We start from the raw sequence: 26,266 nt of genomic DNA on the forward strand, positions 1-26,266 counted from the left end.
CTTTGACAAGGCTCTTGGCGCGGGGTGGAGCAGCCCGGTAGCTCGTCAGGCTCATAACCTGAAGGTCACAGGTTCAAATCCTGTCCCCGCAACCAACGGTGTCACAACAGGCCCGTCTCTCACGAGACGGGCCTGTTGTGCGTTTGGCGTGCATGCTTCTTCCGCAAATGCCAGCATCCGGTACAGGTCACCATGCAGCTGGATGGGACGGCGCTTGCCGCCACGCGCGCTGCCGGGCTGCACTACGATCTTCTCGATGAGCGGGCGGATGACCTGCCGGGCGCTCCCGCCATCGTCCGATGCGAGGTGTGCGTCGAGCTCGGCGATCGCGCGCGTGTACAGGCTCTCGTAGTTCGCTGGCAACCGCACGACCTGCGACGCTGGCGTTGCAACGATGATCTCCTCCAGTCGGCTTTCTTCGGCTTCCAGGTTCTTCACCCGCGTCGTCAACGCGCGTGGGGCGTCTTCGTCCTCCTCGATCCGGGTGACGAGGTTAGCGATACGGGCGCGGGTCTCCGCCAGCTCGTGTTCGGCCTGCGCGCGCTCGGCGTTCCCAGCCTGCGCCGCGGCGGCGAGTTCCTGCTGGAGGAGCGCCGTGAAGCGCTTGATGAGCGCCGGGGTCAGCAGCCGCTCACGGATGCCCGCCAGCGTGCGGGCTTCCAGTTCAGTGGTGGTGATCGAGCCGTTGTCGCATGTCCCCGTGCGGTGACCCTTGCAGCGCCACCGCCCGGCGCCGGTGGCCAGGAACGGGGCGCCGCACGCGCCGCAGGTCACCAGTCCGGACAGGAGGTGGGCAGGACGCTTCGCGCCGCTCAGCGGATTGCCGGTCAGCTTGAACTTCGCGTCGCGCGCGGTGCGTGCTTCCGCTTGCCGTACCTTCACCGCATCCCACAGCGGCTGGTCGATGATGCGCAGTTGCGGCTCGTCACGGATGATCCACTCCGCCTCGGCGTTGAGGCGCGGGCGGCGCGAGAAACCGCGGCGCTCGTTGGGCACCTCGACCCAGGTGCGGCGGTTGAAGATCCGGCGACCGATGTAGAGCCCGTTGTTGAGGATGCCCTCGCCGAGCGTCACGTCGCCCGACAGTGTCGAGGGGTTCCAGACGCCGGCATTGTACTTGCCGCGCTCACGGGCGCGCGGGGAGGGGATGCCTTCGGCGTTGAGGGCTTTGCAAATCCGCTTCAGGCTCCACCCACCCGCGTACAGGCGGAAAATGCGACGAACGAGTTCGGCCTGCTCGTCGTCGATCGCGAGCTGGTCGATTTTGGGTCCATGCGCATCCTCGTCGGTAATTACGCGGCGGTAGCCGAGCACGCGACCGCCGGTCGCGCCGCCGCGCGTCGCCTTGCCGCGCAGGCCCCGCCTGGTCGTATAGGCGATGCGCATCCGCTGTTGCTCGCCGATGATGCCCTTGAACGCCAGCACGAGATCATCGACCTTGCCCGCCACTACCGTATGCACCGCCACCTGATGCAGGCGGAACAGCTTGACCATGTAATGGAGATGCTCGGCGTCACGGCTCAGCCGATCGACATCCTCGATGATGAGGTGGCGGACCTTACCGCTCGTGATAAGCTCAAGAATCTGCTGTAGGCCAGGGCGCTCCATTGTCGCACCGGTGATGCCATCGTCGCCGTGGAAGGCGATGACATCCAGCCCGCAACGCTCGGCATAGCTCTGCGCGAACAGCTGCTGGTCGTCGACCGACGACGTCCGCTCGTCGGGGTCGTCGAAGCTCTTGCGGCCATAGGCGACGGCGGCGTGGGTCATCGGGCAGCACCTTGCAGCGGGCGGAGACTCAAGAGTGCGAATCCGTCTGCGCGGAATCAAGCCGTGGTTGCGCTGGCTCCGTCGCCATATCGGCCTCCGCCTCCAGCAGCAGCGCACGCGCGAGCCGCTTTGCCAGCAGGAGCAGCAGGGCCTCGTCGACCGCCGTCAGAAACACGCGCGGTTCGTCGGTGCTGCTATCATACGAGGCGGCGAGATCGGCCATGACGGCCTTGTAGGATGGGCCGAAAGGGCCACTTGCAAAAACCCGACATCGGGCTGTTCAGCTATTTTCGTGGCGTGTAGATGTGGCGCTGTGCCCCAGCCGGATCGCCCCAGCCGCATGCTTTTGCCGCGAGGCGCGGTCCGGCTGCGTGCTGATCTCGGCGACTTCCTGAAACGTCACCGCCAAGGCAAGCTCGAGGGCGAACCGTTTGGCACCCAAGCGCACGTAGCGGCACGGGCAGGGATCACGCGACAGACCCTGTCGGATATCGAGCGTGGTGCCGCCTGGCCGGGGCCTGCTACACTCGACGCCTTGCTCGACATTCTCGGTCTTGGGTGGGAGCATGTCGCGCATCCCGTCTTGAGCGGCGTCGACCAGCGCTATTTCGTTAACGACATGCCGGGGGGAGGGCGGCTAGCCGGCATCCCGCCCGAGCAGGCGTCCCGACGCCACCGAACCTTCCTCGAAGGCGATCGAGGCGATCAAATCATTGTGCTGGGCGAGCGGATCAGGTTCGCGCGAGAGCAAAAGGGGATGACGCTGGTGGAAGCGGCGCAGGCCGCTGGCATTTCTGCCGCGCTGCTCTCACGCCTCGAGCGGGCGCAGCTTCGGCGGTCCAATGTGTTCGCCTTCAATCCCGCATCTAAGCGAGGTGACCCGCCGGTGTTGGTGATCTGCAATCCGTGGATCGCGTTGCTTTGTGACGGCGGAGATTACGAGGGAGACTGAATGGTCCGCGGCGCAGGGCGAGGTCCGGTTGACGGGCCACCGGGAGCAGCCGGTCCGCTTTTGGGTGGGGAGCGGACTGTCCGCTTTCGGGATGGCTGCTGGCGAAAGGCGACACTGCGGGGCGGCGCTGCTCTTCCCAAAAAGGATTGCCGATCGGGGAGATCGTCAGGAGTCGCGATTGCCACATTTCAACGGCGAGAAATAATCTAGTCAGGCCTGTGATGAACCGCTCCCGCCTGCGAACAACCCCATGAACGATGAAGGGGTCGCAATCGATGAGGGGCGGGGGGATCAGAAACGGCGAGCCGTTTGCGGGACTGATCCGCGACCATGCCGGCATCGTCCGCAAGGTCGCAGCCGCTTATGCCCGCGACCCTCACGATCGTGCCGACCTGATGCAAGACATACTCGCTAACCTGTGGGCGGCGTGGCCACGCTATGACGCCGCGCGGCCTTTTCCGACATGGATGTATCGCGTGGCGCTCAACGTTGCGTTGTCGCGTGTACGCTCAGTTTATCGAGAGCGGCGGGTCATGACCCCGCTTACCAGTGACCATGACGCCGTGGCTGCGACAGACCCGGACCACGAAGCAAATCAAGCGCTCGAAGCACTGCACGCGACGCTGGCTCGCTTCGACCCGCTTAATCGGGCAGTTCTGCTGCTCTACCTCGACGAGCGCAGCCATCGCGAGATCGGTGAGATCGTCGGCATCGGTGAGAGTGCCGTTGGCACCCGCATAGACCGTATTAAACAGAAACTCCGGAGGGAGCTGGCATGACGGAGGAGCTGATCATGGATGCCGACTCGCTGAAGGCTGCAATGGCGGCACTTGGAGATCGGAACGGCGTGCTGGCCCTTCCCGGCACGATTGCCGCGCGCAAGGCCAGCCACCGCGTCGACGCGCTCAGCAGGTGGCAGATCGTCCAGATCGGTGCCGGCATCGTCATCGCGCTGGCGGGAGGAACGGTCTGGAGCGACCTACTGGCACAACCGGGCCTTCTGTTCGCCAGCGGGCTTCTTATCAACCTCCTCGGGGTAGGCATGATCGCCCTCGGAGTAGCCGGTCTCACTCATGCGCAACAGATCGACGTGGCCGCCCCGATCATCGAGACCGAAGGACACATGGCCCGGCTGCACCGGATCAAGCTCGTATCGGGCTGGGTGCTGGGCGCGAGCTGGTGGGTGCTGTGGCTACCATGCATGGCCGTGGCCGTCCGGCTGCTGTGGGGCGCGGACATGCTCGCTCCGATCGGAACCAGTGCGTGGCTCATCACGACTTTGGTGAGCGGTGTAGTCGGATGGGCCGGAACGTGGGGGCTGCGCCGCTGGGCTTTCCGGAACGGACGAGTGCACCTCGCCACGCGGATAGATGACATGATGACCGGGCGCGCCTTTCGCGAGGCGCAGCGACGCCTCAAAGAGGTTGCTCGCTTCGCGGCGGACTAGCGTCGGTTTTTCCCCGAAGCGGAACGCTCAACGGGACGGCGACCCCACCCAACCGCGCGAACATTGGGCAGGGCACCCTCGTTCCCGAGTCTTCTGCTCGGAGACGGAGAGACGGAAAACCCGGCTGAATGAATGGCTACCTTCGATCACTCGGATCAGTCGCTTGAGCGTCCAGGTTTGGGCGTGAACGGACCTGACAACCAGGCGGACATTCGATCCGCCATGGTCGCGAAAGCTGACGCAAATACGTGGCCGTCAGAGGCAAGATTGGACCAGATACCCGTTTGATACCCGCTCTGCTCAGGCTTTGCGAGCGGACGAAGGTACGCCGGCTCTCTACCGCTGATTACGGGCCGCCTGAATAGAGCGCAACGCCATCTGCTCCATTCCGTCCGTCACAGCTCTTCTCCATTGGGCACTGTTGGAAGCTGGCGGTGCGTATCCGGCTTCCTTGGTGACCAGGGCGTCACGTTCCGCCGAGTACTGGGCGATCTCTGGCTCGCAGATTTCAACCGCTTTCCTCGCGGCGATCTGGGGCTCGTGGCCTGATGCGCTGAGCTTATTAGCCGCTGTGATGACACATCGGGCAACGTCTGCCGCGGTAGCAGCAGGCGCAAGGGCAGTAGCGGCGGTCGCAAATAGCAACGTTGTAAGCATCAGCACCTCCGAGCTTCGGGGTCTCGCTGCACTACCCGACGCCGTTCGAAACACAACCATCTGGCCGCGTTGGGGGATGGCGAGCGAGCGAGCGCGACGGAGAACCCCTCCGCCGAGGTTTACCTTACACCTTGAAAAGGGGCCGACAAAGTATCTCAGCAGAGCGCCCGTACCCGCGCGATACCCTGCGCGTGCACAAAATAGATCAGCTCCTGGTCCGGATCGGGATTTCAACCTGAGGTCTCATCGTCTGCAATCGCCCAGCATAGGATCGCACAATTCGATTGTAGAGGTTGTTCGAACCCCGCTCAGCAATCGTAACGATAAGGGCGTATTGGACCGCCTCTCCTCGCGGGGCAGCCTGTCCGTTCGCCCGAGCTAGATGCTCTATATCGAACACGGGCTGGTCCAGTGTCGACGGCCGGTACGAGTGGGAGGCCTTGAGGGTGGCTTCCCAGCGCTGGGCGTCATCTCGAAGTGTCTGCTCCGTCTCAAACAAAGCCGATTTCCCAAAGAATGCTTTGCTCTGGTGAGCAGCCCGCTCTTTGGTCACTCCTTTGAAAGTGGTATAGCCCGGATGTCCGGTTGTTTTCGGTCGAAAGGTGATACCCACACCTGTGCGTGTATAATTGATCGCGTCTTCAGGATCCACGGCCGTGGCTGTAACGAAGGTGGCGCGGAGAGTTACGGTCCCGCCAAAGCCATCAGTTGGCACCGGCAGAAGGAAACGGCGATAGCGGGCCGGTTCTAGAACCCCTTGGTACACGACTGTGGCCTCGCCGGGAAGGCAAGTAGCCACGTCATCAAGTTGGGAGGGTACACGTCCCCAGCCAACATCGAGCTGCGAATGCTCGTCGCAGGCTGCGTGATGGACTAACAGAGCCTTCACCGCCAACGGCGAGAGCTGCGAGCCGAAAAGGGCTTTTAGGCCCAAGCCGAGCCGCGCTGCAGCAGGTGCTGCAAAACTGGTCCCAGTCACGCCTCGAGCAATTCCGATCGCATCGGCTGTAAAGAACGGCTCGTCTTCCGAGCCTCCAAAAGCCAGAATGTCAGGCTTGACTAAGCCAGGGCTTCGTCCTGGGCCTCGCGCGCTGTATCCCGCTCGAGCCCAACTCTCGCCAGATTGATCCGCAGCGCCGACTGCCAGAACATTGACGCCGTCCGAGGCAGGCTGGATCCTACAAAGGCCGGTATCAACGTCCATCGAGCCGTTGTTCCCAGCGGCAGAGATGATTAGCGTTTTTCCCGAAGCCGCAAATTGGTCGAGGCGCGATGTCCACACGTGAACGTCATCATCGAATAACGCCTCATCGGGACCGATCGACAGGCTCACGACTTCATACGTGTTCTGCTCAAGAACATCCATGATCCGATCGAGCGTAGTCATCAGCTCAAAATCGTCACCATCTTCGTCAAGCACTCGCCAGTGGTCCACTGCAGCGTACGGAGTCGGCGGCAACTCACCTTCGGCTAGGGGCCCATATAGTAGAGCGCTAGTCACCTGAAGGCCGTGCCGAAGCCCTGCGGGCGTAGGGGCAGTCACGCCAGGCGCCTCTCTGCCGACAACGCACGAAGGGAACGGGTGCTCAGCAGGAAGGCCACCATCGAAGATGGCGACCCGCAATTCTGTGTCGACCGGGTCTTCATCAACAAACCGCACCGGGAAGGTCTCCGCAGTGGGGCTCGCCCGCATTTCACCGTCTCGGAACGATAGCTGAGCCATTCGGCGGACAGCTCTTAAGAAGGTGAATTGCGCCATTTCCACAATTGCCTGCCTCGGGGCATGAAACCCAAGAAATGCTAGACCACCAACCTGCTGGCGCCGGCTGAAATCAGCATCAATCCCCAGATCACGGCACCACTGGTAAAACCCACGAAGGACATCGTCGCCCCACACCTCGGATGAGTCGGCGTGCAGAACAATCTCGAGCGGTGGCATGCTTTCATCGCCCGATATCCGGCCGACACGTTCAAGCCCAAGAGGCTTCAGATGCTCGATCTTTCGAAAATCATCATGAACACCTCCCTCGCCGGCTGCGCGTACCAACCGTCCGAAGGAGGCTAATCGCTTCCGGTTGCCGGCAATGAACAGTTCCGGCGCGACGAGTGGCTCGGTTGGTGCCTCCTTCTGAGTCCATTTCTGCGGGAGAACGCGCTGCTCTCGGCTGCCGACCTGACGCAAACCAAGCTCATTTAACAACCGGGTCGGATGATAGGTCTTCGCCAGATAGCTCGGATGCAACGTCAGCGAGATCACTGCTTCGCCGTTCGGGCATGCCAAGTCGGGCAAGGCCTCTATGGCTTCGCTCACCTTCTCAAGTTCAGGCTGCAATCTCGCTAGCGCTTCATCGAAGCTATACGGATGCGCTTTTTCTCCGCCACCAGATGCGAGCTTGATCGGCTGCACTAGAGTCTCACCACGGCCGATAAGGTAATTGATCGGATCAACCACTGTTCGATTCCTCTGCTGATCGCGCCCGGCGAATTGTATCTCTGGAAAGCCCCGTCAAATCTGAGATTTGTCGCTGAGACAGACCCGCAAGCTCAAGATTAACGCTGACCTTTTTTAGATCCACTTTGGAGAGGTTCTTGAGTTCACCCTCAATGCTCTGGACAAGTCGGTCAGGCAGCGACTGCTTTGTCAGCAGGGAGTGACGTCGGATATTGCGTAGATGGCGAGCCACATCGCTGAACGATCTCCCTTCGTACAAACTGGCAAGCGCTGTCTGCCAAGCGGGCCCTAAGTCATCGCCGACTTCACGGCTGATCAGATCCCTTATCTGCGAGGCGACTGGAATCGGGAACTCAATGACGAGATCAAATCTGCGCCACACGGCCGGGTCAAGAAGCTCGCCATGATTGGTAGCGGCGACCAGAAGGCTTTTCGAGGGCCAAAGGTCTATCTCCTGCAGAATGACAGTCACAAGCCTCTTCAGCTCTCCGACTTCCGAGTCGTCGTTTCGTCTTTTTGCTACTGAGTCGAATTCGTCGAGTAGAAGGACGCAGTCCTGTGACTTCGCATAATCGAGAACATTTTTCAGATTGGCGCCGGTCTTCCCAAGGAAGCTACTCATAACGCTAGCTAAGTCTAACGTGATAAGTGGTTTATTTAGCCTCTGAGCGATCCAATGGGCTGTTAACGTCTTTCCCACACCAGGTGGGCCGGTAAACAACAGAGTTCGCGATGGCTCAAGGCCAGCACTCAACAAGTCTTGGACGTGCTCACGCTCCAACAAAACTTGCTCAATCTGCTCGGCCACCGACGCCGTCAACAATGGCCCGTGAGGCACGGTGGGAACAGGCTCGACCCGAAGCAGGTCAAGGCGGCTTTCAGCATCCACCGGAATAAGGCGCGAGCCCGCTGACCGAGTTGCCGCCTCGTCCGCTCGCGCACTTGCCGCGGCCGTCACCAAAGCACGCAGTTGATCTGCGACTTCCGAGTTAGTCTTAGCTACCGAGCGGGCGACCCGGCGCACGTAGCCCTCCACTTCTCGCTGCTCACCCCCGAGGGCAATGCGTGCCAAGTGGACTAGTTCTGACAGAAAGTTGGTTTTATCGTCCGTGCTCACAATCACCCCGTGCCGTACAAGGCGCATTCTGCCCCGTTTCCGAGCCGTATAGAGTGGACTAGTTTGTTCGGCAACCAGTCCGTTCTAGTCCACCCGCAAATTTTGGGGGTTGCTTTTCGGCTGGCTGCTGCTCCAAATGGGCTCGTCCAAGGTCGTCCCTTGGGCGTCACGGGCCAGGATAAACTGGCTAGGAGAAGTACGATGAAGATTGGACGCAATGCGCGGACCGGTCGCTTCGCTACGGTCCCGACGGCACGCCGGAACGCCTCCACCTACGTGGTGGAGACGATCAAGCGGCCGGGAGCGACGAAGCCACCGAAGAAGCGCTAAGGTATGGATCTGCCGCGTTAGTGGCAGCATCTCGGAGCCGGTTCAGCTTGGCGGTTCGAGCCGGCTCCGTTTCAGTAGCGATGCGGCGAGGTCAGGGCAAGCACACCGAGTTGAACAGCGGCGGATCACCCCTCCGCCATGGTTGCCGAAAGGCGTGGGAAACGGGGCTCCACCACGGCCAGGTTGGGCGCCGTACCCACCTGATACCCGCAATGTCCGACTCTGGGTGGTTTGCCGACAGGCCGCTTTCGTGATGTCGATGCCTATAGTGGACGCTCTCTAGTTCGCTATAGTCGGAACATGGACGACGCGCTCGCCGCGATAACTGAACTTTTGCATGATGATCACGGCATCCCGGTAGCTCGGCTCAGCCCTACGGCCAGGATCAGCCATGATTTAGGCATAGATGGCGATGACGCATCCGACCTGTTCCAGCGGCTTCATGAGCGCTTCGGAACGGACTTCTCGGCGCTCAATGAGCAATGGACGGAGTTCTTCCACAACGAAGGCGGCTCGCTGCGAGGGTTCCTCTTGAGTCTCGCATCAATGATCCCGTCAACAGCGCTGGCGGTGTGGACCGCCATATACTTCGATCTCTCGACCCACATGGGAGGGCTACTCGGCGTGTTGGCGTTCTTCGGATTTCGGCTTTGCGCTGGCTGGCTGTTTCCAGCCAAGCCGAAGCGCCATCTTACGATCGAAGGGCTGTCGCAGGTAGTCCAAAAAGGGGCTTGGCCTACGGACGCCACGAAGGTCCGCTGACAGCGATCCGTTATACAGGACGGTAAGGCCGCAATTGGGCGACTCCCGCCCAATCAAAACAGTCCGGAGGCGCCGGTCACAAGCTTCTCGATGGCGCTCCCGCCCACAACGAAGCAAAGAATGCCAGCGGCGAACCAGAGCGCGGCCTGCTTACTGCGTCGAGCGATCAGGACAAGAGAAGCCGGAATGCCTATCAACACTGCAACGGCTGCGACCAGATCCAATATGCTGATGGGCATGCAGGAGTCTACTGCTCGGCTGGCTCACGTTGCAACGCCGACCTGCTAAGGCCGTGAATGTTAGTCGGCTTTCCGGGTTTTGCCTAATTGCCCGGACTGGCTGATAGTCTGCGAAAGCAGTCATCGGAACAGAGCGGGCCAGCCTACCCGGTTCGGTGAGGTGGGCAAGCGGATGCCCGCTTTCGGTGGCTTGCAGTCCGTCCGCTTTAAACGGGTAACTGCCGATAGGTGCCTTACGGTACGTTGCCGCCGAACCCTGGACGGTTCCACTTATGCAGCTAAGGGGGATATTGGGCAGCCTAGCCGCTTGCTTTCGAAGTAGCAGTGTCCTCGATCAGCCAGGCTAGTGCGCTCGACGGAGACGCTCAATGAGACCATCAAGCTGCTGGGTGGCTGCCCTTCTTTGCGGAGGTCTGACGCAGATCAGCTGTTCGCAAGCCGAGACGCCCGTATACACACAGATTGTTGGTACGATGAACATTCAGGCGAAACTTCAAGGGAAGGCTTTCGAATACGCCTCTTTGTCTGAGGACGGAGCCTATAGCCAGACTACTATCATCGCGTTTAGACCGGACGGCTCTTTCCTTATCACTGCTCCAATGGATGCAAGCGAAGGAACCTATAGCTTTACTCGGGATGGGTTTTGCTTGAGCAAGGGAAGGTCCGGCACTTTTTGCTACCTGCTCTTCACCGTTGCCTCAACAGGCGCGCTGTTCTTTGCACCTGACAGGAAGCAACCTCCTAACCTACTGAGGCCGGTCAGATAGGTATTGATCGGTAGATCCATATTCCTGGCAACCGATACAAGTTTGACGCTAGAATACGCTGAATGAGTGGCTGCTTTCGGTAGTTCCGCTTGGCTACCCAGACGGCCATGATTGGGCGAGAGCGGAAGGGCCGCTTTGGTGGCGCCAGGCGAAGGATCGTCCCAATTGGGATGCTGTTTTGGGACGGTCCGGGTTGGAGTGGGAGGCGGAAGGGCAGCTTACGGCTATCATGTCCTTCTCGTAGACTCAGGGTCAGCATAGCGCTCTCCTGCAGCCGTTCTGAGCTTGAAGGTGCCAGCTTATCCGATGTGAATCGGACCATCAGATGATAGCTTGCCAGAAAACCCACCATGCCCAAAGGAGATGCCGCAAAGGCTGAGAGAGGGAATTCTTAAGGCGTCTTCAGCTCTGTCAGAGAAGTAGAGCTTGCCTTCTTCTTTTCCGGCGTCCCTAATCAGAACGTTGCAAACATGTTGCGCCTTCAAGGCACGGATCGACAATATGGCTTGGCCGTAGGTACCTTCTGGTTCCAAGCTAACAAACCCGAATGGGCTCTTCTCAGGGTCGAGAAGTGGGCTCACGTCCCACTTTCCGGCACGGAGCCTAGCGGCGCGCTTTGCTTTGGGAAGGATTAGTTCGAAAAAGTCGAGGCCGACGTGCGTGATCGTTGCATTGGGTGCAATCATCTCTTCGTAGAACCAAAAGCTATCAACGATGATCAACGCTAGCGCAGCTCCACACAAAGCAAGGCGTCGCTGGATCATGCTATTCATAGTCTGGTGCCTCGCACCTGCTTGTCACTTCGGCAACTAGGCTTAGCCAACGAACGTCCGCATCGCGATCAGCCCCACAGGTCGTAAACAACACGGATTGGTCGCTTCCGGCCGCGCTAGAAGTCCCGATTGGGATGCTATTTTGGGATAGCGGGCGAGACGTCGAGAGTGACGAGAATCGTCCTGCTCAGGCAAACGACGGTCGAGTTTCAGGACGGACCTTTTCGATGATCCGTAGCGTATGGTCGCGCGTTCAGGTCAGATGATCCGCCGAATTATCTACGTCAGCAGGTCGCTGATCGGCGCCGAGCCAGAGGGAATGGCTGCCATTCTCTCATCGTCGATCAGATGGAACACCGAGGTCGACGTAACCGGAATGCTATGGGCAGATGGTTCGAGCTTCGCACAGGTCATCGAAGGCAACTCCGACGCGGTCGGACTGACAATGGACCGTATCCGGACCGATCGGAGGCATACCGACATCGAGCTATTGTTTGATCGCGAGGTCTTGTCCCGGCAGTTTGGAACCTGGTCGATGCGCCTGGTAGGTGATGATGAGGCAAGTACCCATGGCACCGCCTTTCTGGTGGGCTTTGCGCGAGGCGAGCGCACGAAAGCCGCTCAGCGCTTGCACGAAATCGCTCTGGCAATTGGTGGATGAGGGACCGCTGAAACGAGAGGCTCCGCGTTACCTGGGCACTAGCCCAGCAAGGGCCTCGGCCAGCTCTGCGCCGCGGAAGGGCTTTGTTAGGCGTGGGATGCCCGGAGCGATACCTTCCACCTCTGCGTAGCCAGAGACGATGAGTGCTGGCAGGTCGGGGAGCGTTTCCCGAAGCGCCCCGATCAGGTCTACCCCGGTCATGCCGGGCATGAGGTGGTCGGTGACGAGCAGGTCAGGGACCATCCCCTTTGCGACAAGATCTATCGCCGCCTCGCCGGATATCGCCTGCTGTACGTGGTAGCCCAGCTCCTCCAGCATGTCGGCTGCACTCGCCCGGACCACGTCCTCATCGTCGACCAGCAAAACCAACCCGCTCTTCTGACCCAGATCAGCCGCTATACCTGTAGGCTCCTGCAGGTCGACCGAGACTGCACTTAGCAGCAACCAGAGCTCGACATTGGTGCCGAGGCCCGGCCGACTTTGGATGGTGAGCGCACCGCCGAGTTGCGCGGCCAGCCCATGTGCCATCGACAATCCGAGCCCTGTTCCCTTGCCGATGCCCTTCGTCGAGAAGAAGGGCTCGATCGCACGTGCGAGCGTTTCGTCATCCATACCTTCGCCTGTGTCGGCGACGGACAGTCGAACATAGTGCCCGACCTTGAGATTGCTGGTTGAAGCGCGGACGCTCTGGCGTGTCGCGCTGATCCTGAGCGTGCCGCCATCCGGCATGGCATCACGAGCGTTTACGCCAAGGTTGAGAAGGGCCATCTCAAGCTGGTTCGGGTCGGCTTTGGCAGGCGGAAGGTCGTCGGCCACGTCCACGACCACACGCACCTGAGGTCCGGTTGTGCTGGCAAGCAGATCGGCCATGCTTCTAACAAGCTCGCCGACATCGACCGCGACAGGTTTGAGCGGTTGTCGACGGGCAAAGGCGAGCAGGCGCTGGACCAGCGTCCTGGCCCGATCAGCCGCCTGGATGGCACCCGCGATCAGTCGCTGCTCCCGCTCACCGCCCACGCCTTTGCGCTGCAGCAGGTCGAGCGAGCCAACGATAGGGGTGAGAAGATTGTTGAAGTCGTGCGCGACGCCGCCCGTCAGGCTGCCCATGGCCTCCATCTTCTGGCTTTGCCGCAAGGCTTCCTGCGCCTGCTCTAGCTCCTCGGCAGCCTCCCTCTCCGCGGTCACGTTACGGCCAACCGCGTAGAAAGCGTCACCTTCGGGGACGAGCGTCCACGAGATCCAGCGCCAGGAGCCATCGGCATGGCGCAGGCGGCTCTCGAAGCGCTCCACGGTCTCGCCATTGACCAAGCTGTCGAACATCGCCCGGACCCCTGGCAGGTCATCGGGATGAACCTGATCACGGGAGCGAAGGTCGATCAGCGTTGCCGCATCGTACCCGAGGGTAGCGGTCCAGGCCGGGTTAATGGCCCTGAGCTGCCCATCGAAACCGATGATGGCCAGTAGCTCCCGGCTCATCTCCCAAACACGATTGCGCTCGGCTGTCCGCTCGCTGACCTCATGCTCCAGCCGCTCGGCCATGTTGCGGAAGCGGGCCTCGCTTTCCTGCAAAGCCGCCTCAGAGGCTGAAAGGCGAGCAATGACCGCCTGCTGGTCATAGGCAAGCTGCTGACTGATGCCAGCTTCGCCGCGCAGCCGAACGAGTTCCGTGATCTCTTCCACCCGGTGGATGATCAAGGTCACGCTGCCCTGGTCGTCCAGCACCGGCGTATTGAGCGGGCTCCACCAACGCTCGGTGAACTGACCGTCGGCATCCCGCAGGTCATACCGCTGCACCGCCATCTTGTCGGCCTGACCGGTCGCGATCACGCGCTGGAATGAGGCGGTCAGATTTCTGACCCCGCTTGCTTCTGGGTCGCTTGGATCGTCGGGAAACAGGTCGAACAGGCGCTGGCCAACCTGCTCTTCTCGCGAACCGCCTGTGACTGCCAGCCGGGCATCGTTGACGGCGACAATGGTCCAGTCGGGAGGCGCTACGACGAGAAATGCAGTCGGCGAGGTATCGAAAAGAGAACGAAAATCTACATTCAGTCGACCAAGATCATCACGAACGGGCATGAAGCCAGACGTCCTTCCGTCAGCGGACAAGCGCCTGTCCCAAGGAAGGAGCCGCACCGCTGCGTGGCCCTAGCACTCGCGACGCTATCAACCAGCATGAGAATACGCGCATTGCGGGCGAACTTACCGCACCACAGGACGCTGCCTCGTAGGGCTCGCCTCACTTCAAATTGGCAACTCGCGGGAGCATCGAGAGAGGCGACGTAGTTACCCACTAGTCTAGGAAGATCAGATCGCCGAGTAGAGTCGTGCCGGCAACACATTAACCTGTGTTGCGAGCGGCGGTTGCTAAGTCACTATGATTTGCTGCGGCACGTCAGAAAGGCGGTGTCCTCGCGTATAGTCAGGAACCGCAATGGGAGCAGTGGAAGACCGGGCGTTGTCAGCCTTTGTCCGACGGCTCAGGCTGCATTCGGACCTGAACGAAGAAGAGCAGAAAGCGGTGCTCGCGCTTCCTGGTCTGGCCCGCGGCGTCGCGCGGAACCGGGAGATCGTGAGGCCGGGCAATGTAACCACCAAGTCTTACCTTGTAGCCGACGGACTCCTTGTGCGTTTCGATCGTCTACAGGACGGCAGGAAAGCCAACACCGCCCTGCATATCGCGGGCGACGTGTGTGACCTTCATTCCGTTGTGTCCCCCATGGCGGGCTCTGGCGTCGCTGCGATCACAGACGCCGTTGTCGTGGACCTGCCTCATAACGCGCTCAAGGAAATTGCGGTCACGTTTCCGGCCATCGCCCTGGCATTCTGGCGCGACACGGCGGCTGATGCTGCGGCCCTGAAAGCATGGGCTGTAAGGCTTGGCCGCATGAACGCGACCGCTAGGATCGCCCATCTTTTCTGCGAGATGGGCTACCGAATGGAGGAGGCACAGCTCGGCTCGCGACACTCCTACGATCTGCCCGTCAACCAGGAGCAACTCGCCGACACCGTAGGGCTCACACCGGTACACACCAATCGGGTGCTCAAGGCCCTGCGCAAGGCTGGTATCGCCGATCTCAGAGCCCGTCACGTCCACGTGCTGGACCTGGACCTGCTCATGTCGGTCGGCGAGTTCGAGCCCCCGGTGACCCTGGCTACTTTGCGAGAAGCCAGGTCCAGATAGACCCGTATCTTCGGCAGCGGTCAGTTGGTTGGCCGCAAGCGACGATGCAGGTAGTTTTCGTCGAACCCTGCAATGTTGACGAGCTTGGCCGGGTCCATGATCGTGACGCTGCCCCGGCTGAGCCCCATCGCGCCTGTTAACCGCAGAACCTTGAGCACCCGATTAATGTGCACCGACGTCATCCCGAGCGCGTCGGCAAGGACGAGCTGCGAGAGCGGCAGCGCGAATTCATCGTCGTGGGTCAGGCCGATACTGCGGGCTCGCAGATATAATTCGCAGATGAGGTGGGCCACGCGCTCGGTCGAGGTGCGTCGTCCCATGCTGACGATCCACGCCCGCATAATCCCCTCATCGACCAGCTGAGCTGTGTACATTGCCCGAGCGATGTTGGGATGCTTATCCATCATGGCCTGCATGTCGGCTCGCGCCACCCGGGCAACGTGTGCGGGCGTGAGAGCCTGGATACTGTGGTCCATCTCAGCCAGGAGCTTGATATTAAGATCGCAGGCATCCCCGGGCATCAGGAACGCCATAATCTGGCGTGTGCCGTTGGGCAGGATCTTGTAGCGGCAGAGCCACCCTTCCAGCACCACGAACATCGGGCCAGTCTCGTCACCCTCGCGGATCAGATCTTTTCGTGCTGCATAGCGATGCGACTTCGCTGTGGCGGCTTCAAGCGCGGCGACATCGCTGGCTGTCAGATCGGCCAAGCCGCTCATTTTTTCGACAAAACGGTTGACCATGGCGGGGTTCTATCGTTGATCAGCAACCAAGAACATTGCTACCCGACATTGCCCAATGTTGTTGTAGGTTGTGGGAACGTGACCCCGAACGCTGTACGGCTATCTGCATCGTCGACATGTCCATTCAGGCGCCGGCGGCTGAGAGTTCAGGAACTCTCGCCTGTACGAGAGGCGCATCATGCCAGACAATGACAACAGCTGGCGGACGGCAACGTCGCCCATGCCTGACGCGCACGGCCATGCTGCGCTGCTGCTGGTCGAAAGCCTGATCCACGGGCTGATCGAGCGATCGGTCATCAGCGTCGACGACGCGATGGAAATTGTCGAAACCGCGAACAGCGTCCAGGTCGACCTTGCCGAAGCGGCTGACGGGGATGGCGCGCCGATGTGGCATGGTCACACGCTACTCACTGCCATCGAGCGGTCCTTGAGCTATGATAGTGAGGACGGTGAGGACAGCCCGACGCCGCTTCGCCCGGTGCCCTGAGGCAGGAAGCGCCTAATTTCACCTTTGTCTGCGGTCCCACAAAAGCGGCTAGGTGCGGGACCCACCATGGCCTATGTTGGTTAACTAACGACGGCCACAGGAAAAGATCATGTGCCATGTCCTGATCATCGAGGATGAGCCCATGATCGCCATGCTGCTGCAGGACCTCCTGGAGGAAGCTGGAGCCACCTCCTTCGCGTTTGCCGCAACCGAACAGGATGCCGTGGCCCTGGCGGTAGAACACCCACCTCGGGTGATCACCTCCGACATCCAGCTTCTGGAGGGGACGGGGCCACGCGCAGTCGCTGAGATCAAATCGCGGCTGGGAGGCATCCCGACCGTGTTCATCACCGCCAACCCTGATGCCTGCGACCAATGTCGTTCGCCCGATGCCCTCCTGACCAAGCCGATTAACTCAGACCAGGCAGTGAGGGCCTTTGAGGCTGCGATCTCGCACGGCTAGCGTCTGTGGCTACCACGCTCCCGGCGGGCAGGGCTGACGCGCCGATTGCGGCTGTCACGAGCGTGAAGACCAACGCTCGGTTCGGGTCGGTCACCTCGACCCGCAGCTCGCCCTTGGGTGAGGCAAGCTCGGGCCGTTCGCGAAAGACCTCGCTGACAAAGCGCACCGCCTCAGCTCTGGCATCATCGAGGCTGAGAAACTCGGTCCCTTGCAGGTCTACCGGGTACGAATCATCCGCGAGATTGAAGAAGTAGCGCTGCATTGGCTGGCTCCTGACGAGAAGAGCACGCTCTGTGTTTAGGCTGTCGAGGCGCGTGGCAGTGATCGACGGCAACGCTGGTCTAGCCCGGATCGCGCACCTGATTTTGAACGCTGGTTAATGTTCAAACGCTATTTCTGTTTTGAGCAATCTGGCGGGTCCTACTTGCTCAGCCCCTGTTCCATGTGAGGCGACGAGCGCGGTCGCCGTATCGTCTACGGTGTTTTTTGGTGAGGGCATCGGCAGGCCAAGCGCTTGCCGCGATCTCGGTTTCGAGCCAACCGGCTCTATAACAATCGACATTGCTTATTGTTGATTTGCTGCCAAGCTGACCTGCAAGATCCGATAGCGATCAGGAAACACGCGATGGACGCTAGCTCTCTGCTGTGGGGCGGGAACGACCTGCTGGCGATCCTTCCGGAAGCCACACTGAACCGAATGGCACCGCGCTGCTCGCGCGTTACGCTGCAGAAGGGCGAGGTGATCAGCGAGGCGGATCAGCCCATCGCCAGTGTGCTCTTCATCGAAAGTGGCGTCGCTTCGATTTTCAAGCCCGGGCCTAACTACAGCACCGAGATTGCCCTTGCTGGACCGGAGAGCTTTTGCGGCACTCCGATCGTGCTCGAAAGCGAGAGTTGGCCCTACCGCATCATCGTTCAGGCGGACCAGCTCACGGGAGTACAGATCGGGGCAAGCGCCCTGCGTCAGATCCTTGCCCAGGATGCCGAGCTTCGGCGCGTACTGCTTCGGGCCGTTCAGGTGAAACTGGTCCAGGTTTCGGAGGGCCTGATCAGCAACACAAGGCAGCGGCTCAGCCAGCGACTGGCCAGGTGGCTGCTGATGTACCGCGATCGCATGCGATCTGACCGGCTTCCGCTTACCCATGAGTACATGGCCACCATGGTAGGTGTTCAGCGGAGCGGCGTGACCGCGGCCTTGCACGAGATGGAAGGGGACGGCCTGATCTCCGCCCGGCGCGGGCTTATCACGATACTAAGCCTTCCGGCGCTGATGGCGCTTGCAGCCGGTGGATACGGCGTCGCAGAACGCCACCAGGCGAGGCTGACGACTGTCAGGCCGGTTACCTCTCCGGCTGTTCGCGGCACCGGCATGCCGGGAGCCGGTACCTTGCGAATACAATGAGCGAGGTAGGACCTGCCCGCCTAGGCGGCTTCTTCGCGTTTGTTGAAGGGTGTCACGCGGGAAAGCGTCGCCATCGTTCTGCCATCGACTGCCCTTTCACACCGAGAGACCTCCACCTTCGCAACTCGTGGCTTCGAGGTTTCAGTAAAGGACGCGGAGAACTGGCAGACTAAGGCTGCCAAGCTTCAGCATCAGCTTGCCTGATCTTCGAAATAATCATGTGCGAGCACCCGGGCAGCGTTGATGTCGCCAATCGCATGATCGTGGCTAAGCCTGCCTTTGTCCGCATAGGCATAAAGCGCGATTGCAGCGTTGATCCGTCCGAACCTGGCGCCAGCGGCTCCAGCCCGTGTATAGAAATCCAGACCGACCCTCTTCCACGTCTTTGCGCGTAAACGCAGGCGATGATCTTTTCCGACCCTGAGGCCTGCCTCACTTGGATACCAAAACATAAGTTACGCATCATTCCGAACAGGGCCACTACAAATTAAGCGCACGTTGTAGAGCGTGTTCGGTTGCGGGAGCATCAGATGACCCGATTTTACCTCCACGTGTTCAATAGCTCTCGGGCTTTCGACACTGAAGGATGTGAACTGCCCGACCTGGAGACCGCCACGCTAAATGCCGTTCAGGGTGCACGAGAGCTGATCGCCGAAGACATCCTGGCTGGTCGGCCCATCTCACAACGGCATCGCATCGAGATCACGGGAGAGGATGGACGATTGCTCCATGAGGTGTGTTTCGGTGACGTGATGCAGCTGCAACCCTGACGAGGCGCTTCGCCCGATATTCGCCTAACCGTAAGATGACGTCCGCTCGACCAATACGTAGTATGTGCCTGGCCGCGAAAGCCGGCGCGGTTGCTTTCTTCAAGTATCGAGGCCGTGGTGCTTTCGCCGCGATGGATCGCAGCACGGACATTCGCAACCAAGCCCGCGCTCGCCTAAAGATTGTTTAAAGGCGCTTACCCGAAGGACACTGACCTGCCTCTCTCAACGCCGAAGGCCCATGAATGGCAGCCCGAACATCTCCGTCTGGCTGTCACGGCAGCGGGCGTCGCGTTGTGGGCATGGAACGTCGACACTGACCTGTTCACCATGGACGGGCAGGGTTTTGAGCTCTGGGGTATGCCGTGGCGCGACACGGTCACCTTCGAAGAGCTATCCGCCCATATCCATCCCGCCGACCGCGACCGCGTGCGATCGGCGTTTGCGGCAACACGTGCTGTTCTCGGGCGCTACGAGACCGACTTCCGCATTATGTTTGGCGACGAGGTGCGCTGGATTGCAGCCCGCGGGCAGGGAGAGGATGTCGGCATTGTCGGGCGTACCATGTTCGGCATCTTCCTGGACGTCACAGGACGTAAGCGGGCCGAGGAAGGAAATGAGCTTCTCGCCGGCGAGATGAGCCACCGGGTCAAGAACCTGCTTACAATCGCGGCCGGGCTGACCGCAATCACGTCACGGGCCACGGCCAGCACACAGGACATGGCACTTGAACTCACGGAGAGGCTCACTGCACTCGGGCGCGCCCATGATCTGGTTCGGCCGCTCCCAAACGGCCAAGGCGACGCAACCCTGCTCGGTGACCTGCTGTCCGTCCTTCTCGCGCCCTACGACGACATGGGTGCCTTCAAAGGAAGGATCCGCGTCGCTGTAGAACGTATGGGGGTCGGTGAGGCCGCAGCGACGGGCCTTGCCCTAACAATTCACGAGCTGGCAACGAACTCGATGAAGTATGGCGCGCTCTCTATCGGCACCGGAACGTTGGACGTGTCCAGCGCCGCAGAAGAGAACGAGGTGGTCCTTACCTGGCTGGAACGAGGTGGGCCGATTGTAGAGGCCCCTGACAAACAAGAGGGCTTCGGGAGCAAGCTTGTCCGCCGAAGCGTCGCTGGCCAGCTTGGTGGCTCGATCGACTATGATTGGTCAAAGGAAGGACTGATCGTGACCCTCCGCATGAACCGTGACCGGCTAGCGTCATAACGGGGGGATCGGGTCCTTCGGAGAACCGGGCGCTGCAGCAACGACGGAATGGGGGCGCATCTCTACCTTCATGACGCCGCTCTCCAGCCGCGGAACCTGGCGTACAGTTCAGGCGCGTCCTCAAGGCTAGCCGGATGGGTAGGCGGAGTGCTTTGTTCCCGCCCTGTCAGCCCCCGAGAGGACGCGACTTCTGATCATCGTGCAGGTGGCTGTCGTCGCCTTCGATTTCCGTGCTCGCGTCATCTTCGCCACCCGCACCGGACGACAGCTCGTTCTCCGGTGCATCGTTAATCTGCTCGTTGGCTTCCTTGATCGTCATGACCGGTCCTTCGCGCGCCTATGGCAGGCGTATAAGGACAACGGTTAACTGCCAGGTTCGGGTACGCCCGTGTCGCTCACTTGCTGGCGGTCGAGGTGCCCATCGCCGCTTGCGGCGAAGCTGCATTACCCTGTCGACGCCCGCAACTGTGCGAGAGTTGCCGTCCCACAAGGGAAGGCAATCGAGGTGGTGAAATGCTGTCCCGATTGAGATGGAGACTGTTCAAAAACTCGACGTGAGTGGCGATCAGCGCACGTTGTCGGTAATCATGTGTCGCAGGGGATCGTCCTCGCAAAACCAATTACCATCGGCGCAAGGTGCGCGCACTTATACCACCTTGGTGAAAGCGCGCTTGGGGTTTGCACGGTCTCGATGGTGATCTGGGAAAGCTCGCCAGTTAAGTGCGAAGCGGCTCTCCAGCAGCAGCTAAAGGCTGATGCCCCGCTTGTTCATCTCCTCGGCCGCGATCCCTGATATGGTCGAACCTGCTACGCCGGCAAATATGTCTGCAAGGTCGAGAAGGTCCTCATCGGGCAGCGCAGCAACCTCTGCATAGAATGTCGCAACGTGCTTAAGGGCACGCGCGCCTTGGTCGGCGCGACGCTTGGTCCGGGTAGTCAGCATCATTCGCTGATAGCATCCCAGCTCCCTGAACGGCAGTCCGATCAGCAGAGGCGTGTTCCCATTGCGGATGCTGTTTCGGGACTGAACACCTAAATCAGCATACGCCCGCCCCAAACGGCTGCGATTACATAAAAGAGCAGAGCTCCCAGCAAGAATGCCGTCCGTGAAAGTCCGGACGCTGTTGAGCCTAGTTTAGCGAGCGCCCAAGTGTGAAGGCCACCTATGGCCAAGGCGAGCCACGCTGCGACAAGCGCGGCAGCGGCAACTTGCGTGCGCCAGCCTCGCCCGGAGGCGCCAACCCAGAGGAGGCCCGCATAAGCCAAAATTGATCCAGGAATAAGTAGGCCGATGTAAAGTGCCGAGGTTCCGTTTAGCCGCCGTGACAATCCCTTATCCCCGCTCACCCATCCAAGATTTTCAGCGATCCCGCGAATGGAAGCGGAACGCCAGCCTCGAATGCTAAGACTGTGCACGAGCTGCCGTCCCAATTGGGATGCTATTTCGGGACTGTTCGACGTTGGATGGAAGGCTGACCTAAGCGCGCCCTTGCGACAGGATCGTGGACATCTCCTTTAAGCCCTCAGGCGCGAACTCCCAGAAGGGCGACATATTGCCCGGCCAGCGCCGCTGCATCTCGGCCAGCAATGGGGCCGCGTCCGGAGCAGACAATCGGAGTAGCCACGGCCGTATCGGTATCGCAGCCCGCGCCGCTCCACAGAGCACACTTTCCGCATCCATTCCTATGTAGCCCACGTCCGCTTCGGCCAGATCACCTTCGAGTGCCTGGTCAAACCACGCACCGACGAAGCTTTCGATCGTACGCTGCTCATCCAGTGCCCATGAGCGCCACTCGGCGAGAGCGAGCTTGCCCAGCACGATCTCGGGGTCGTTGGCATTCCCCGGATCAGAGACTGATACGTCGAGGATGCGAGGCAGCAGGTAACGGAAGTCCGCCTTGTCTCCAATGGTCAGGAACGCGCCAGACACGTAGCGCCAGAGCGCCTGCCCTGCGATTTGGCGCAGCGGTGTTGTGAGCAGGACATCGGTCCCGCGCGTCGAAATGCAGCATGGGCAGCCTTCAATCGCGGATGGCGGTGGGGCCTCGAATGTGCGGTACAGCTCTTCAACCGCTTCGCGAACACGCTGACCCGCTAGAGAGGACACTTGGTTAGTCACCTTCGCAGGGTGACGGTCTGAGCTTGCTGACGCAACGTCACGGATCGGACGAATGTCTGAAATTTGGCGGAGAACTGCCGTCCCGATTGGGATGGTGTTCTGGGACCGCTTGGATTGGCGTGGAGCCGCCCGGCGTCTTTTCAACGGATTCGACCGCTTGCGGGCATTGCCCCTACGTCTATTGTCGTGGGTATGAGGCGCACAAACCAGGTCGCTTTCAGCCTTATTCTTGCCGCCGCTCTATCCTCCGCGGCCACTCTCCCGGTCTGGGGAATGGGTGTTGCGGTGTTCCTCGATACCGATCGAGCCGTGCTTTCGTCGCAACCTTCTCCCAACGGACGTCGGATTGCTCAAGTCGAAAAGCTGATCGTTGGCGGTGTACCTTCCATTATGGTGACGGTGCGCCCTTCATGGATGCCGGACTGGTACCTCCCGACGTGCGTAGCTGCCTCTCACTATCTCGAAGCGAACGCCTCAATCGCGTGGGTCTCATCAGAGACGCTCACCGTTACTTCGAGCGCCAGCTCACGATTTTGGAACCTCGGGAAAGCCCCATTTCACAGTCGACCATGTTCGAACCTCTCCGTCGCGATTGTGAATAGGTGACTGCTTCCAGGCAGCGCCAAAGCGCGTGGGAATGGCTCAATCTGGGCGGAACCAGACATCATGACCGGCGCCTGGCGCTTGGCATAAAGCGGGCGAATACGAACAAGGTCAGAATTGTAACCGCTGCAGCTACTTGCCTGTCGTGACCTCCGAAAAGACCCCAACCCGCTACGTCACTGGCAAACGAAACTAGCAGCGCGATCAGCAAGGCGCCCGCGACCACCCGCTGTTTAACGCTCGGCTTCTCGGGAACCCACTCGTACTCGCCGTTGCTCACCGGAGTTGATGTGCCAGCATCGTGATTAGCGAGCAATGACCACAGTTGGGCGCTAGCTTAAGGGCCGCTTCGAAAGCGGGCCGGAACGAAGCCGTCCCGATTGGGATGCTATTTTGGGACCGGCCGGGTGTGGGTAGACAGCAGTCGTTGAGCCTCAATCGACGACCCGCCTAAACGACTTCACACGTTGCTAGCAATCCAGCTTGATTAGCAGCCACTCGTTGTCGATCGGGAACATGCTGCCGTCGTTGCCCAACACGTAAATCATGTCCGTTCCAGCCCACTTGTCAGTGGGGGTAGGCGGCCCAAGCAGTGCTTCAACTTGGCTCCGCGCCATACCTTTCAAAGGATGGCGATGAAGAAAGTCGGGGAACATGTCGGCGCGAACGCGGCCGTCGAGATCGGCGCTTTGCCAGCGTGTCTGATCGAAGGTCGTGCTTGAGGAACAACCGGCAATTAGCAGGGCAGCTAACAAGACGGCGCGCATGGCCATTGCGTAACGCTGGGCTGCAACCTCCGCAACAAACGAGAGCTGCCGTCCCGATTGGGATGCTATTTTAGGACTGTCCGGCTTTGGGCGGAAAGCGGATTGGCCGGTAACGACGCTGGTGGCCTTGGATCAAGACGGCCCCGAACGTCACGAACCCGCAGATTAGCGCCATGAACAAACCGCCGACGAAGATAGACAAACCGACCTGTCCGTCGCCATGAGGGTCAGTACGCATGTACCACCAGGTAAAGGCCGCCTTGCTTAGGTAGTAGCCGACCGGGAGAGCGACGAAACCCAGCAAGTAGGCGAGGGCAAGTCGTTTCCACGTCATGCGATAAGCTTGGCCTTCTTAACGAACGTCCGCAATCAAGAAGTGCTCTGCGGTCCGGGAACGCCGGACCGTGGGCGAGAGCGAACACCGCGCGACAGTTGCCACGAGTGCGAAACGAAGCTCAGCTCATCCAAAAACTTATTGCTCCTGCTGTTCCCGCGATGCTGCCAACGGCGTAGGTCAGGATGGTGAACCAGAACCAAATCGGCTCCTCTCGGCGATTGATAGGCGGACGGTGCAATCCCCGGGCCGGCACTTGTCCGTTTGAGATACTGAATCCGATCAACCCCGCACAGACGATTGCGACAATGACGCCCAAGGTGCCGGCAAACTCCATTGCCAATTATTAGAGGCGCGCGATGGTGACGGCAATTAGGCGCTAGCAAACGTCGCAACCGCGGCGGATCATCCCTCCGAAGAGCAGGGGAATGGGCGCGCGTGCGCGTATCGGATTGGGCGCGATGCCCATGTGATACCCTCAACAGCCGCAATCGACTTAGTCACCATGGGTGGGAGCGGCAGTCCCACAAAGGAAGGTTCGGCGAGACAGCCGCCTAGCTAGGGTAGGGCCCCTCGGCCCTCAGCGAGGCCGTTTTCCCAAAATCTGTTCCCGATTGCTTTTTCTCGAAATTGGGAAGGAGAGATGGAGTTTCGGGACAGCCGTCGTGTTTCGAAACTCCTAAGTTCTGCAACGACCACGTCAGAGTGGAAGCGCCATCCCCGGCCTCATAAGCGACAGCCGGCATCATCACCTCTCCGTAGCGGACTTTGTTGAGCAGGTGCGTCATCGAGCCAACCCACGGGCGAAGTGGCCAACCAGCTTACTCGTTCCTGGCGTGGAACGGATCACCGACCTTAGCCTGACTTGAGCAAAGGTTGCGACGTAGCCTATGTCCCGATGAGAATGAGTACGACCCAGGTCAAAACCTTGGCCGACATTGCGGCAATTGCGGGTGTTACGCCGGCAACCGTGTCGCGTGCCTTGTCCGGCCAGGCGAGCGTAAGCCAGGTCACTCGCCGCAAGGTTCTGCAAATCGCGCAGGACCATGGGTTCCAGATAAACCAGACCGCCCGCAATCTCCGCACCGGCAGGACGCAGTCCATCGGGGTAGTAATTCCACTGGGTCACGAGAGCGCGCAACGAGTCTCGGATCCCTTCTACACCGCGCTGATCGGCAACCTGATGGACGGGCTCGCCCGGCGCGATCACGCCATGTTGCTTTCCGCAGTGACGCCGCACGACCCAAACTGGCTCGCCAACCTGTCGCGAAGCGGGCGCGTGGATGGGATCGTGGTGCTGTGCCAGTCCGACCAGGAAGCGGTGCTTCACCATGTCGGCCGCAGCTATAAGCCGCTGGTCGTCTGGGGTGAGGCTAGCGGCGCTGGGCTGGATTATTGCTGTGTGGGCACTGACAACAGGCTGGGCGGGCAGCTTGCGACCGAGCACCTTCTGCATTCAGGCAAACGCCGCATCGCCTTCGCCGGTATGACGGACATTCCCGAGTTGGCCGCCCGCTACGACGGTTATCTCCAAGCCCATGCGAATATGGGCGTCGAGCCTGGTCCGCACATCCCCGTTCCGCTTGCCTTTGATCCGCGTTCTCCGTCCTTGCATCAGGCGCTCGTCGCCGTACCAGATATTGATGCAGTGGTTTCCGCGTCCGATGTGATCGCACTCGGAGTAATCCGGGCGCTGACCAACGAGGGGCGGCGCGTACCCGACGAGGTGTCCGTGGTAGGTTATGACGATGTCAGCCTGGCTGCTAATGCGATGCCGGCGCTGACCACTATCCGGCAGGATCTTACCTTGGCGGCAGACACTATTCTGGATCTCCTATTCCGACGCATCTCGGGTGAGATCACAGCATCTGCGCAAATACCGTTGGAATTAGTGCGGCGTCAGTCAGCCTAAAAAGCCGCCTTCCGCGCCGGCGTCATTGACCGGGTCGCGCGCCTGCCGCTACAGAGTAATCGATTACATTCATCGTATCGGGCCGAAACAGGTTCGAGCGACAGGAGGAGGCTGTATGGCACATCGGACTTGGTTGTTGGGCGCTGCGGGCGTGCTGGCGCTGGCAGCGCCGACCGTGATTGCACCGGCCGCGGCGCAGGCGACGGGCATCATCGCGCGCGCCGGCGGGATGGAAACGCGCCAGGGCGACAATGTCGTGCGCGTGACCGCGCTGACGGACGATATCCTTCGGGTGACCATCGCCCGGGGTACACAGATGCCCGAAGACGCAAGTTGGGCCGTC

General features: G+C 60.5%; 29 protein-coding genes and 1 tRNA gene. 15 read left to right on the forward strand and 15 right to left on the reverse strand.

Features of this window, described 5'->3' with window-relative positions:
* Positions 1-18 precede the first annotated feature (18 nt).
* Positions 19-95, forward strand: a tRNA-Met gene (locus FHS94_RS18535).
* On the opposite strand, the gene FHS94_RS19980 is transcribed toward FHS94_RS18535, so the two are convergent.
* On the reverse strand, positions 52-1,770 hold the full coding sequence (locus tag FHS94_RS19980; protein WP_425506202.1) for a recombinase family protein: 1,719 nt from the start codon (positions 1,768-1,770) through the stop codon (positions 52-54). The two genes, FHS94_RS18535 and FHS94_RS19980, sit on opposite strands and share 44 nt — an antisense overlap.
* Positions 1,771-1,798: 28 nt before the next feature.
* Positions 1,799-1,993 carry a hypothetical protein gene (locus tag FHS94_RS18550; RefSeq protein ID WP_184060699.1) on the reverse strand — a complete coding sequence of 65 codons (195 nt, stop codon included), beginning with the start codon at positions 1,991-1,993 and terminating at the stop codon, positions 1,799-1,801.
* Positions 1,994-2,110: 117 nt separating this feature from the next.
* Here FHS94_RS18550 and FHS94_RS18555 point away from each other — a divergent pair, with 117 nt between their 5' ends.
* From FHS94_RS18555 to FHS94_RS18565, 3 genes are all read left to right on the forward strand, one after another.
* On the forward strand, positions 2,111-2,722 hold the full coding sequence (locus FHS94_RS18555) for a helix-turn-helix domain-containing protein (RefSeq protein WP_184060701.1): 612 nt from the start codon (positions 2,111-2,113) through the stop codon (positions 2,720-2,722).
* Positions 2,723-2,979: 257 nt separating this feature from the next.
* On the forward strand, positions 2,980-3,501 hold the full coding sequence (locus tag FHS94_RS18560; RefSeq protein WP_221234893.1) for an RNA polymerase sigma factor: 522 nt from the start codon (positions 2,980-2,982) through the stop codon (positions 3,499-3,501).
* Positions 3,498-4,169 (forward strand): hypothetical protein, encoded by a 672-nt coding sequence (locus tag FHS94_RS18565; RefSeq protein ID WP_184060705.1) that lies wholly within the window; start codon positions 3,498-3,500, stop codon positions 4,167-4,169. The genes FHS94_RS18560 and FHS94_RS18565 overlap by 4 nt, the downstream gene beginning before the upstream one ends.
* 862 nt (positions 4,170-5,031) lie before the next feature.
* On the opposite strand, the gene FHS94_RS18570 is transcribed toward FHS94_RS18565, so the two are convergent.
* Positions 5,032-7,278 (reverse strand): S8 family serine peptidase, encoded by a 2,247-nt coding sequence (locus FHS94_RS18570; RefSeq protein ID WP_184060707.1) that lies wholly within the window; start codon positions 7,276-7,278, stop codon positions 5,032-5,034.
* Positions 7,271-8,350: an AAA family ATPase gene (locus tag FHS94_RS18575; protein ID WP_221234894.1), complete on the reverse strand. Its 1,080-nt coding sequence runs from the start codon at positions 8,348-8,350 to the stop codon at positions 7,271-7,273. Before FHS94_RS18575 ends, FHS94_RS18570 begins: the two co-directional genes overlap by 8 nt.
* A gap of 246 nt (positions 8,351-8,596) precedes the next feature.
* Here FHS94_RS18575 and FHS94_RS19755 point away from each other — a divergent pair, with 246 nt between their 5' ends.
* Both FHS94_RS19755 and FHS94_RS18580 read left to right on the forward strand, forming a co-directional pair.
* Positions 8,597-8,725 (forward strand): hypothetical protein, encoded by a 129-nt coding sequence (locus tag FHS94_RS19755; RefSeq protein ID WP_281396946.1) that lies wholly within the window; start codon positions 8,597-8,599, stop codon positions 8,723-8,725.
* Between the two features lie 300 nt (positions 8,726-9,025).
* A complete protein-coding gene (locus tag FHS94_RS18580) occupies positions 9,026-9,487 on the forward strand; it encodes an acyl carrier protein (protein ID WP_184060711.1) in 462 nt (153 codons plus the stop codon).
* A gap of 53 nt (positions 9,488-9,540) precedes the next feature.
* Here FHS94_RS18580 and FHS94_RS18585 read toward each other — a convergent pair whose 3' ends face one another.
* Together FHS94_RS18585 and FHS94_RS18590 are read right to left on the reverse strand one after the other, a co-directional pair.
* Positions 9,541-9,726, reverse strand: a complete 186-nt coding sequence (locus tag FHS94_RS18585) for a hypothetical protein (RefSeq protein ID WP_184060713.1) — start codon at positions 9,724-9,726, stop codon at positions 9,541-9,543.
* A 1,066-nt stretch (positions 9,727-10,792) separates the two neighbouring features.
* The gene (locus FHS94_RS18590; protein WP_184060715.1) at positions 10,793-11,266 is read right to left on the reverse strand and encodes a hypothetical protein; all 474 of its coding nucleotides are present in this window, start codon (positions 11,264-11,266) and stop codon (positions 10,793-10,795) included.
* A 262-nt stretch (positions 11,267-11,528) separates the two neighbouring features.
* Here FHS94_RS18590 and FHS94_RS18595 point away from each other — a divergent pair, with 262 nt between their 5' ends.
* On the forward strand, positions 11,529-11,927 hold the full coding sequence (locus FHS94_RS18595) for a BLUF domain-containing protein (protein WP_221234895.1): 399 nt from the start codon (positions 11,529-11,531) through the stop codon (positions 11,925-11,927).
* Between the two features lie 27 nt (positions 11,928-11,954).
* Here the strand turns inward: FHS94_RS18595 and FHS94_RS18600 are convergent, their stop codons facing one another.
* On the reverse strand, positions 11,955-14,003 hold the full coding sequence (locus tag FHS94_RS18600) for a PAS domain S-box protein (RefSeq protein ID WP_184060719.1): 2,049 nt from the start codon (positions 14,001-14,003) through the stop codon (positions 11,955-11,957).
* A gap of 355 nt (positions 14,004-14,358) precedes the next feature.
* On the opposite strand from FHS94_RS18600, the gene FHS94_RS18605 reads away from it, so the two are divergent.
* Positions 14,359-15,108, forward strand: a complete 750-nt coding sequence (locus tag FHS94_RS18605) for a Crp/Fnr family transcriptional regulator (protein ID WP_184060721.1) — start codon at positions 14,359-14,361, stop codon at positions 15,106-15,108.
* 20 nt (positions 15,109-15,128) lie between these two features.
* Here the strand turns inward: FHS94_RS18605 and FHS94_RS18610 are convergent, their stop codons facing one another.
* Positions 15,129-15,851, reverse strand: coding sequence for a Crp/Fnr family transcriptional regulator (locus tag FHS94_RS18610; protein WP_184060723.1), 723 nt, complete (start codon positions 15,849-15,851; stop codon positions 15,129-15,131).
* 178 nt (positions 15,852-16,029) lie between these two features.
* On the opposite strand from FHS94_RS18610, the gene FHS94_RS18615 reads away from it, so the two are divergent.
* The gene (locus FHS94_RS18615) at positions 16,030-16,338 is read left to right on the forward strand and encodes a hypothetical protein (protein WP_184060725.1); all 309 of its coding nucleotides are present in this window, start codon (positions 16,030-16,032) and stop codon (positions 16,336-16,338) included.
* A 109-nt stretch (positions 16,339-16,447) separates the two neighbouring features.
* Positions 16,448-16,801, forward strand: a complete 354-nt coding sequence (locus FHS94_RS18620; protein ID WP_184060727.1) for a response regulator — start codon at positions 16,448-16,450, stop codon at positions 16,799-16,801.
* On the opposite strand, the gene FHS94_RS19985 is transcribed toward FHS94_RS18620, so the two are convergent.
* Positions 16,749-17,063 carry a DUF6894 family protein gene (locus tag FHS94_RS19985; protein ID WP_425506201.1) on the reverse strand — a complete coding sequence of 105 codons (315 nt, stop codon included), beginning with the start codon at positions 17,061-17,063 and terminating at the stop codon, positions 16,749-16,751. The genes FHS94_RS18620 and FHS94_RS19985 overlap by 53 nt on opposite strands.
* A gap of 363 nt (positions 17,064-17,426) precedes the next feature.
* Here FHS94_RS19985 and FHS94_RS18625 point away from each other — a divergent pair, with 363 nt between their 5' ends.
* The 3 genes from FHS94_RS18625 (at position 17,427) to FHS94_RS18635 (ending at position 20,188) form a co-directional block, all read left to right on the forward strand.
* A complete protein-coding gene (locus FHS94_RS18625; protein ID WP_184060729.1) occupies positions 17,427-18,203 on the forward strand; it encodes a Crp/Fnr family transcriptional regulator in 777 nt (258 codons plus the stop codon).
* Positions 18,204-18,733: 530 nt separating this feature from the next.
* A complete protein-coding gene (locus tag FHS94_RS18630; protein ID WP_184060731.1) occupies positions 18,734-18,973 on the forward strand; it encodes a DUF6894 family protein in 240 nt (79 codons plus the stop codon).
* 180 nt (positions 18,974-19,153) lie between these two features.
* Positions 19,154-20,188, forward strand: coding sequence for a sensor histidine kinase (locus FHS94_RS18635; protein WP_246349045.1), 1,035 nt, complete (start codon positions 19,154-19,156; stop codon positions 20,186-20,188).
* Positions 20,189-20,354: 166 nt separating this feature from the next.
* Here the strand turns inward: FHS94_RS18635 and FHS94_RS18640 are convergent, their stop codons facing one another.
* The 6 genes from FHS94_RS18640 to FHS94_RS19255 form a co-directional block, all read right to left on the reverse strand.
* Positions 20,355-20,507 carry a hypothetical protein gene (locus FHS94_RS18640; RefSeq protein ID WP_184060733.1) on the reverse strand — a complete coding sequence of 51 codons (153 nt, stop codon included), beginning with the start codon at positions 20,505-20,507 and terminating at the stop codon, positions 20,355-20,357.
* 426 nt (positions 20,508-20,933) lie between these two features.
* The gene (locus FHS94_RS18645; protein ID WP_184060735.1) at positions 20,934-21,131 is read right to left on the reverse strand and encodes a hypothetical protein; all 198 of its coding nucleotides are present in this window, start codon (positions 21,129-21,131) and stop codon (positions 20,934-20,936) included.
* Positions 21,132-21,665: 534 nt separating this feature from the next.
* A complete protein-coding gene (locus FHS94_RS18650; protein WP_221234896.1) occupies positions 21,666-22,307 on the reverse strand; it encodes a hypothetical protein in 642 nt (213 codons plus the stop codon).
* A gap of 1,073 nt (positions 22,308-23,380) precedes the next feature.
* Positions 23,381-23,677, reverse strand: coding sequence for a hypothetical protein (locus tag FHS94_RS18655; RefSeq protein ID WP_221234897.1), 297 nt, complete (start codon positions 23,675-23,677; stop codon positions 23,381-23,383).
* A 70-nt stretch (positions 23,678-23,747) separates the two neighbouring features.
* Positions 23,748-24,011: a hypothetical protein gene (locus FHS94_RS18660; RefSeq protein ID WP_184060741.1), complete on the reverse strand. Its 264-nt coding sequence runs from the start codon at positions 24,009-24,011 to the stop codon at positions 23,748-23,750.
* A 121-nt stretch (positions 24,012-24,132) separates the two neighbouring features.
* On the reverse strand, positions 24,133-24,348 hold the full coding sequence (locus tag FHS94_RS19255; RefSeq protein ID WP_221234898.1) for a hypothetical protein: 216 nt from the start codon (positions 24,346-24,348) through the stop codon (positions 24,133-24,135).
* 567 nt (positions 24,349-24,915) lie between these two features.
* On the opposite strand from FHS94_RS19255, the gene FHS94_RS18665 reads away from it, so the two are divergent.
* On the forward strand, positions 24,916-25,923 hold the full coding sequence (locus FHS94_RS18665; RefSeq protein ID WP_184060743.1) for a LacI family DNA-binding transcriptional regulator: 1,008 nt from the start codon (positions 24,916-24,918) through the stop codon (positions 25,921-25,923).
* A 115-nt stretch (positions 25,924-26,038) separates the two neighbouring features.
* The coding region (locus tag FHS94_RS18670; protein ID WP_184060745.1) for a hypothetical protein at positions 26,039-26,266 on the forward strand (228 nt) is incomplete at its 3' end.

It is taken from the genome of Sphingomonas aerophila (assembly GCF_014199305.1).
Taxonomy (GTDB): domain Bacteria; phylum Pseudomonadota; class Alphaproteobacteria; order Sphingomonadales; family Sphingomonadaceae; genus Sphingomonas; species Sphingomonas aerophila.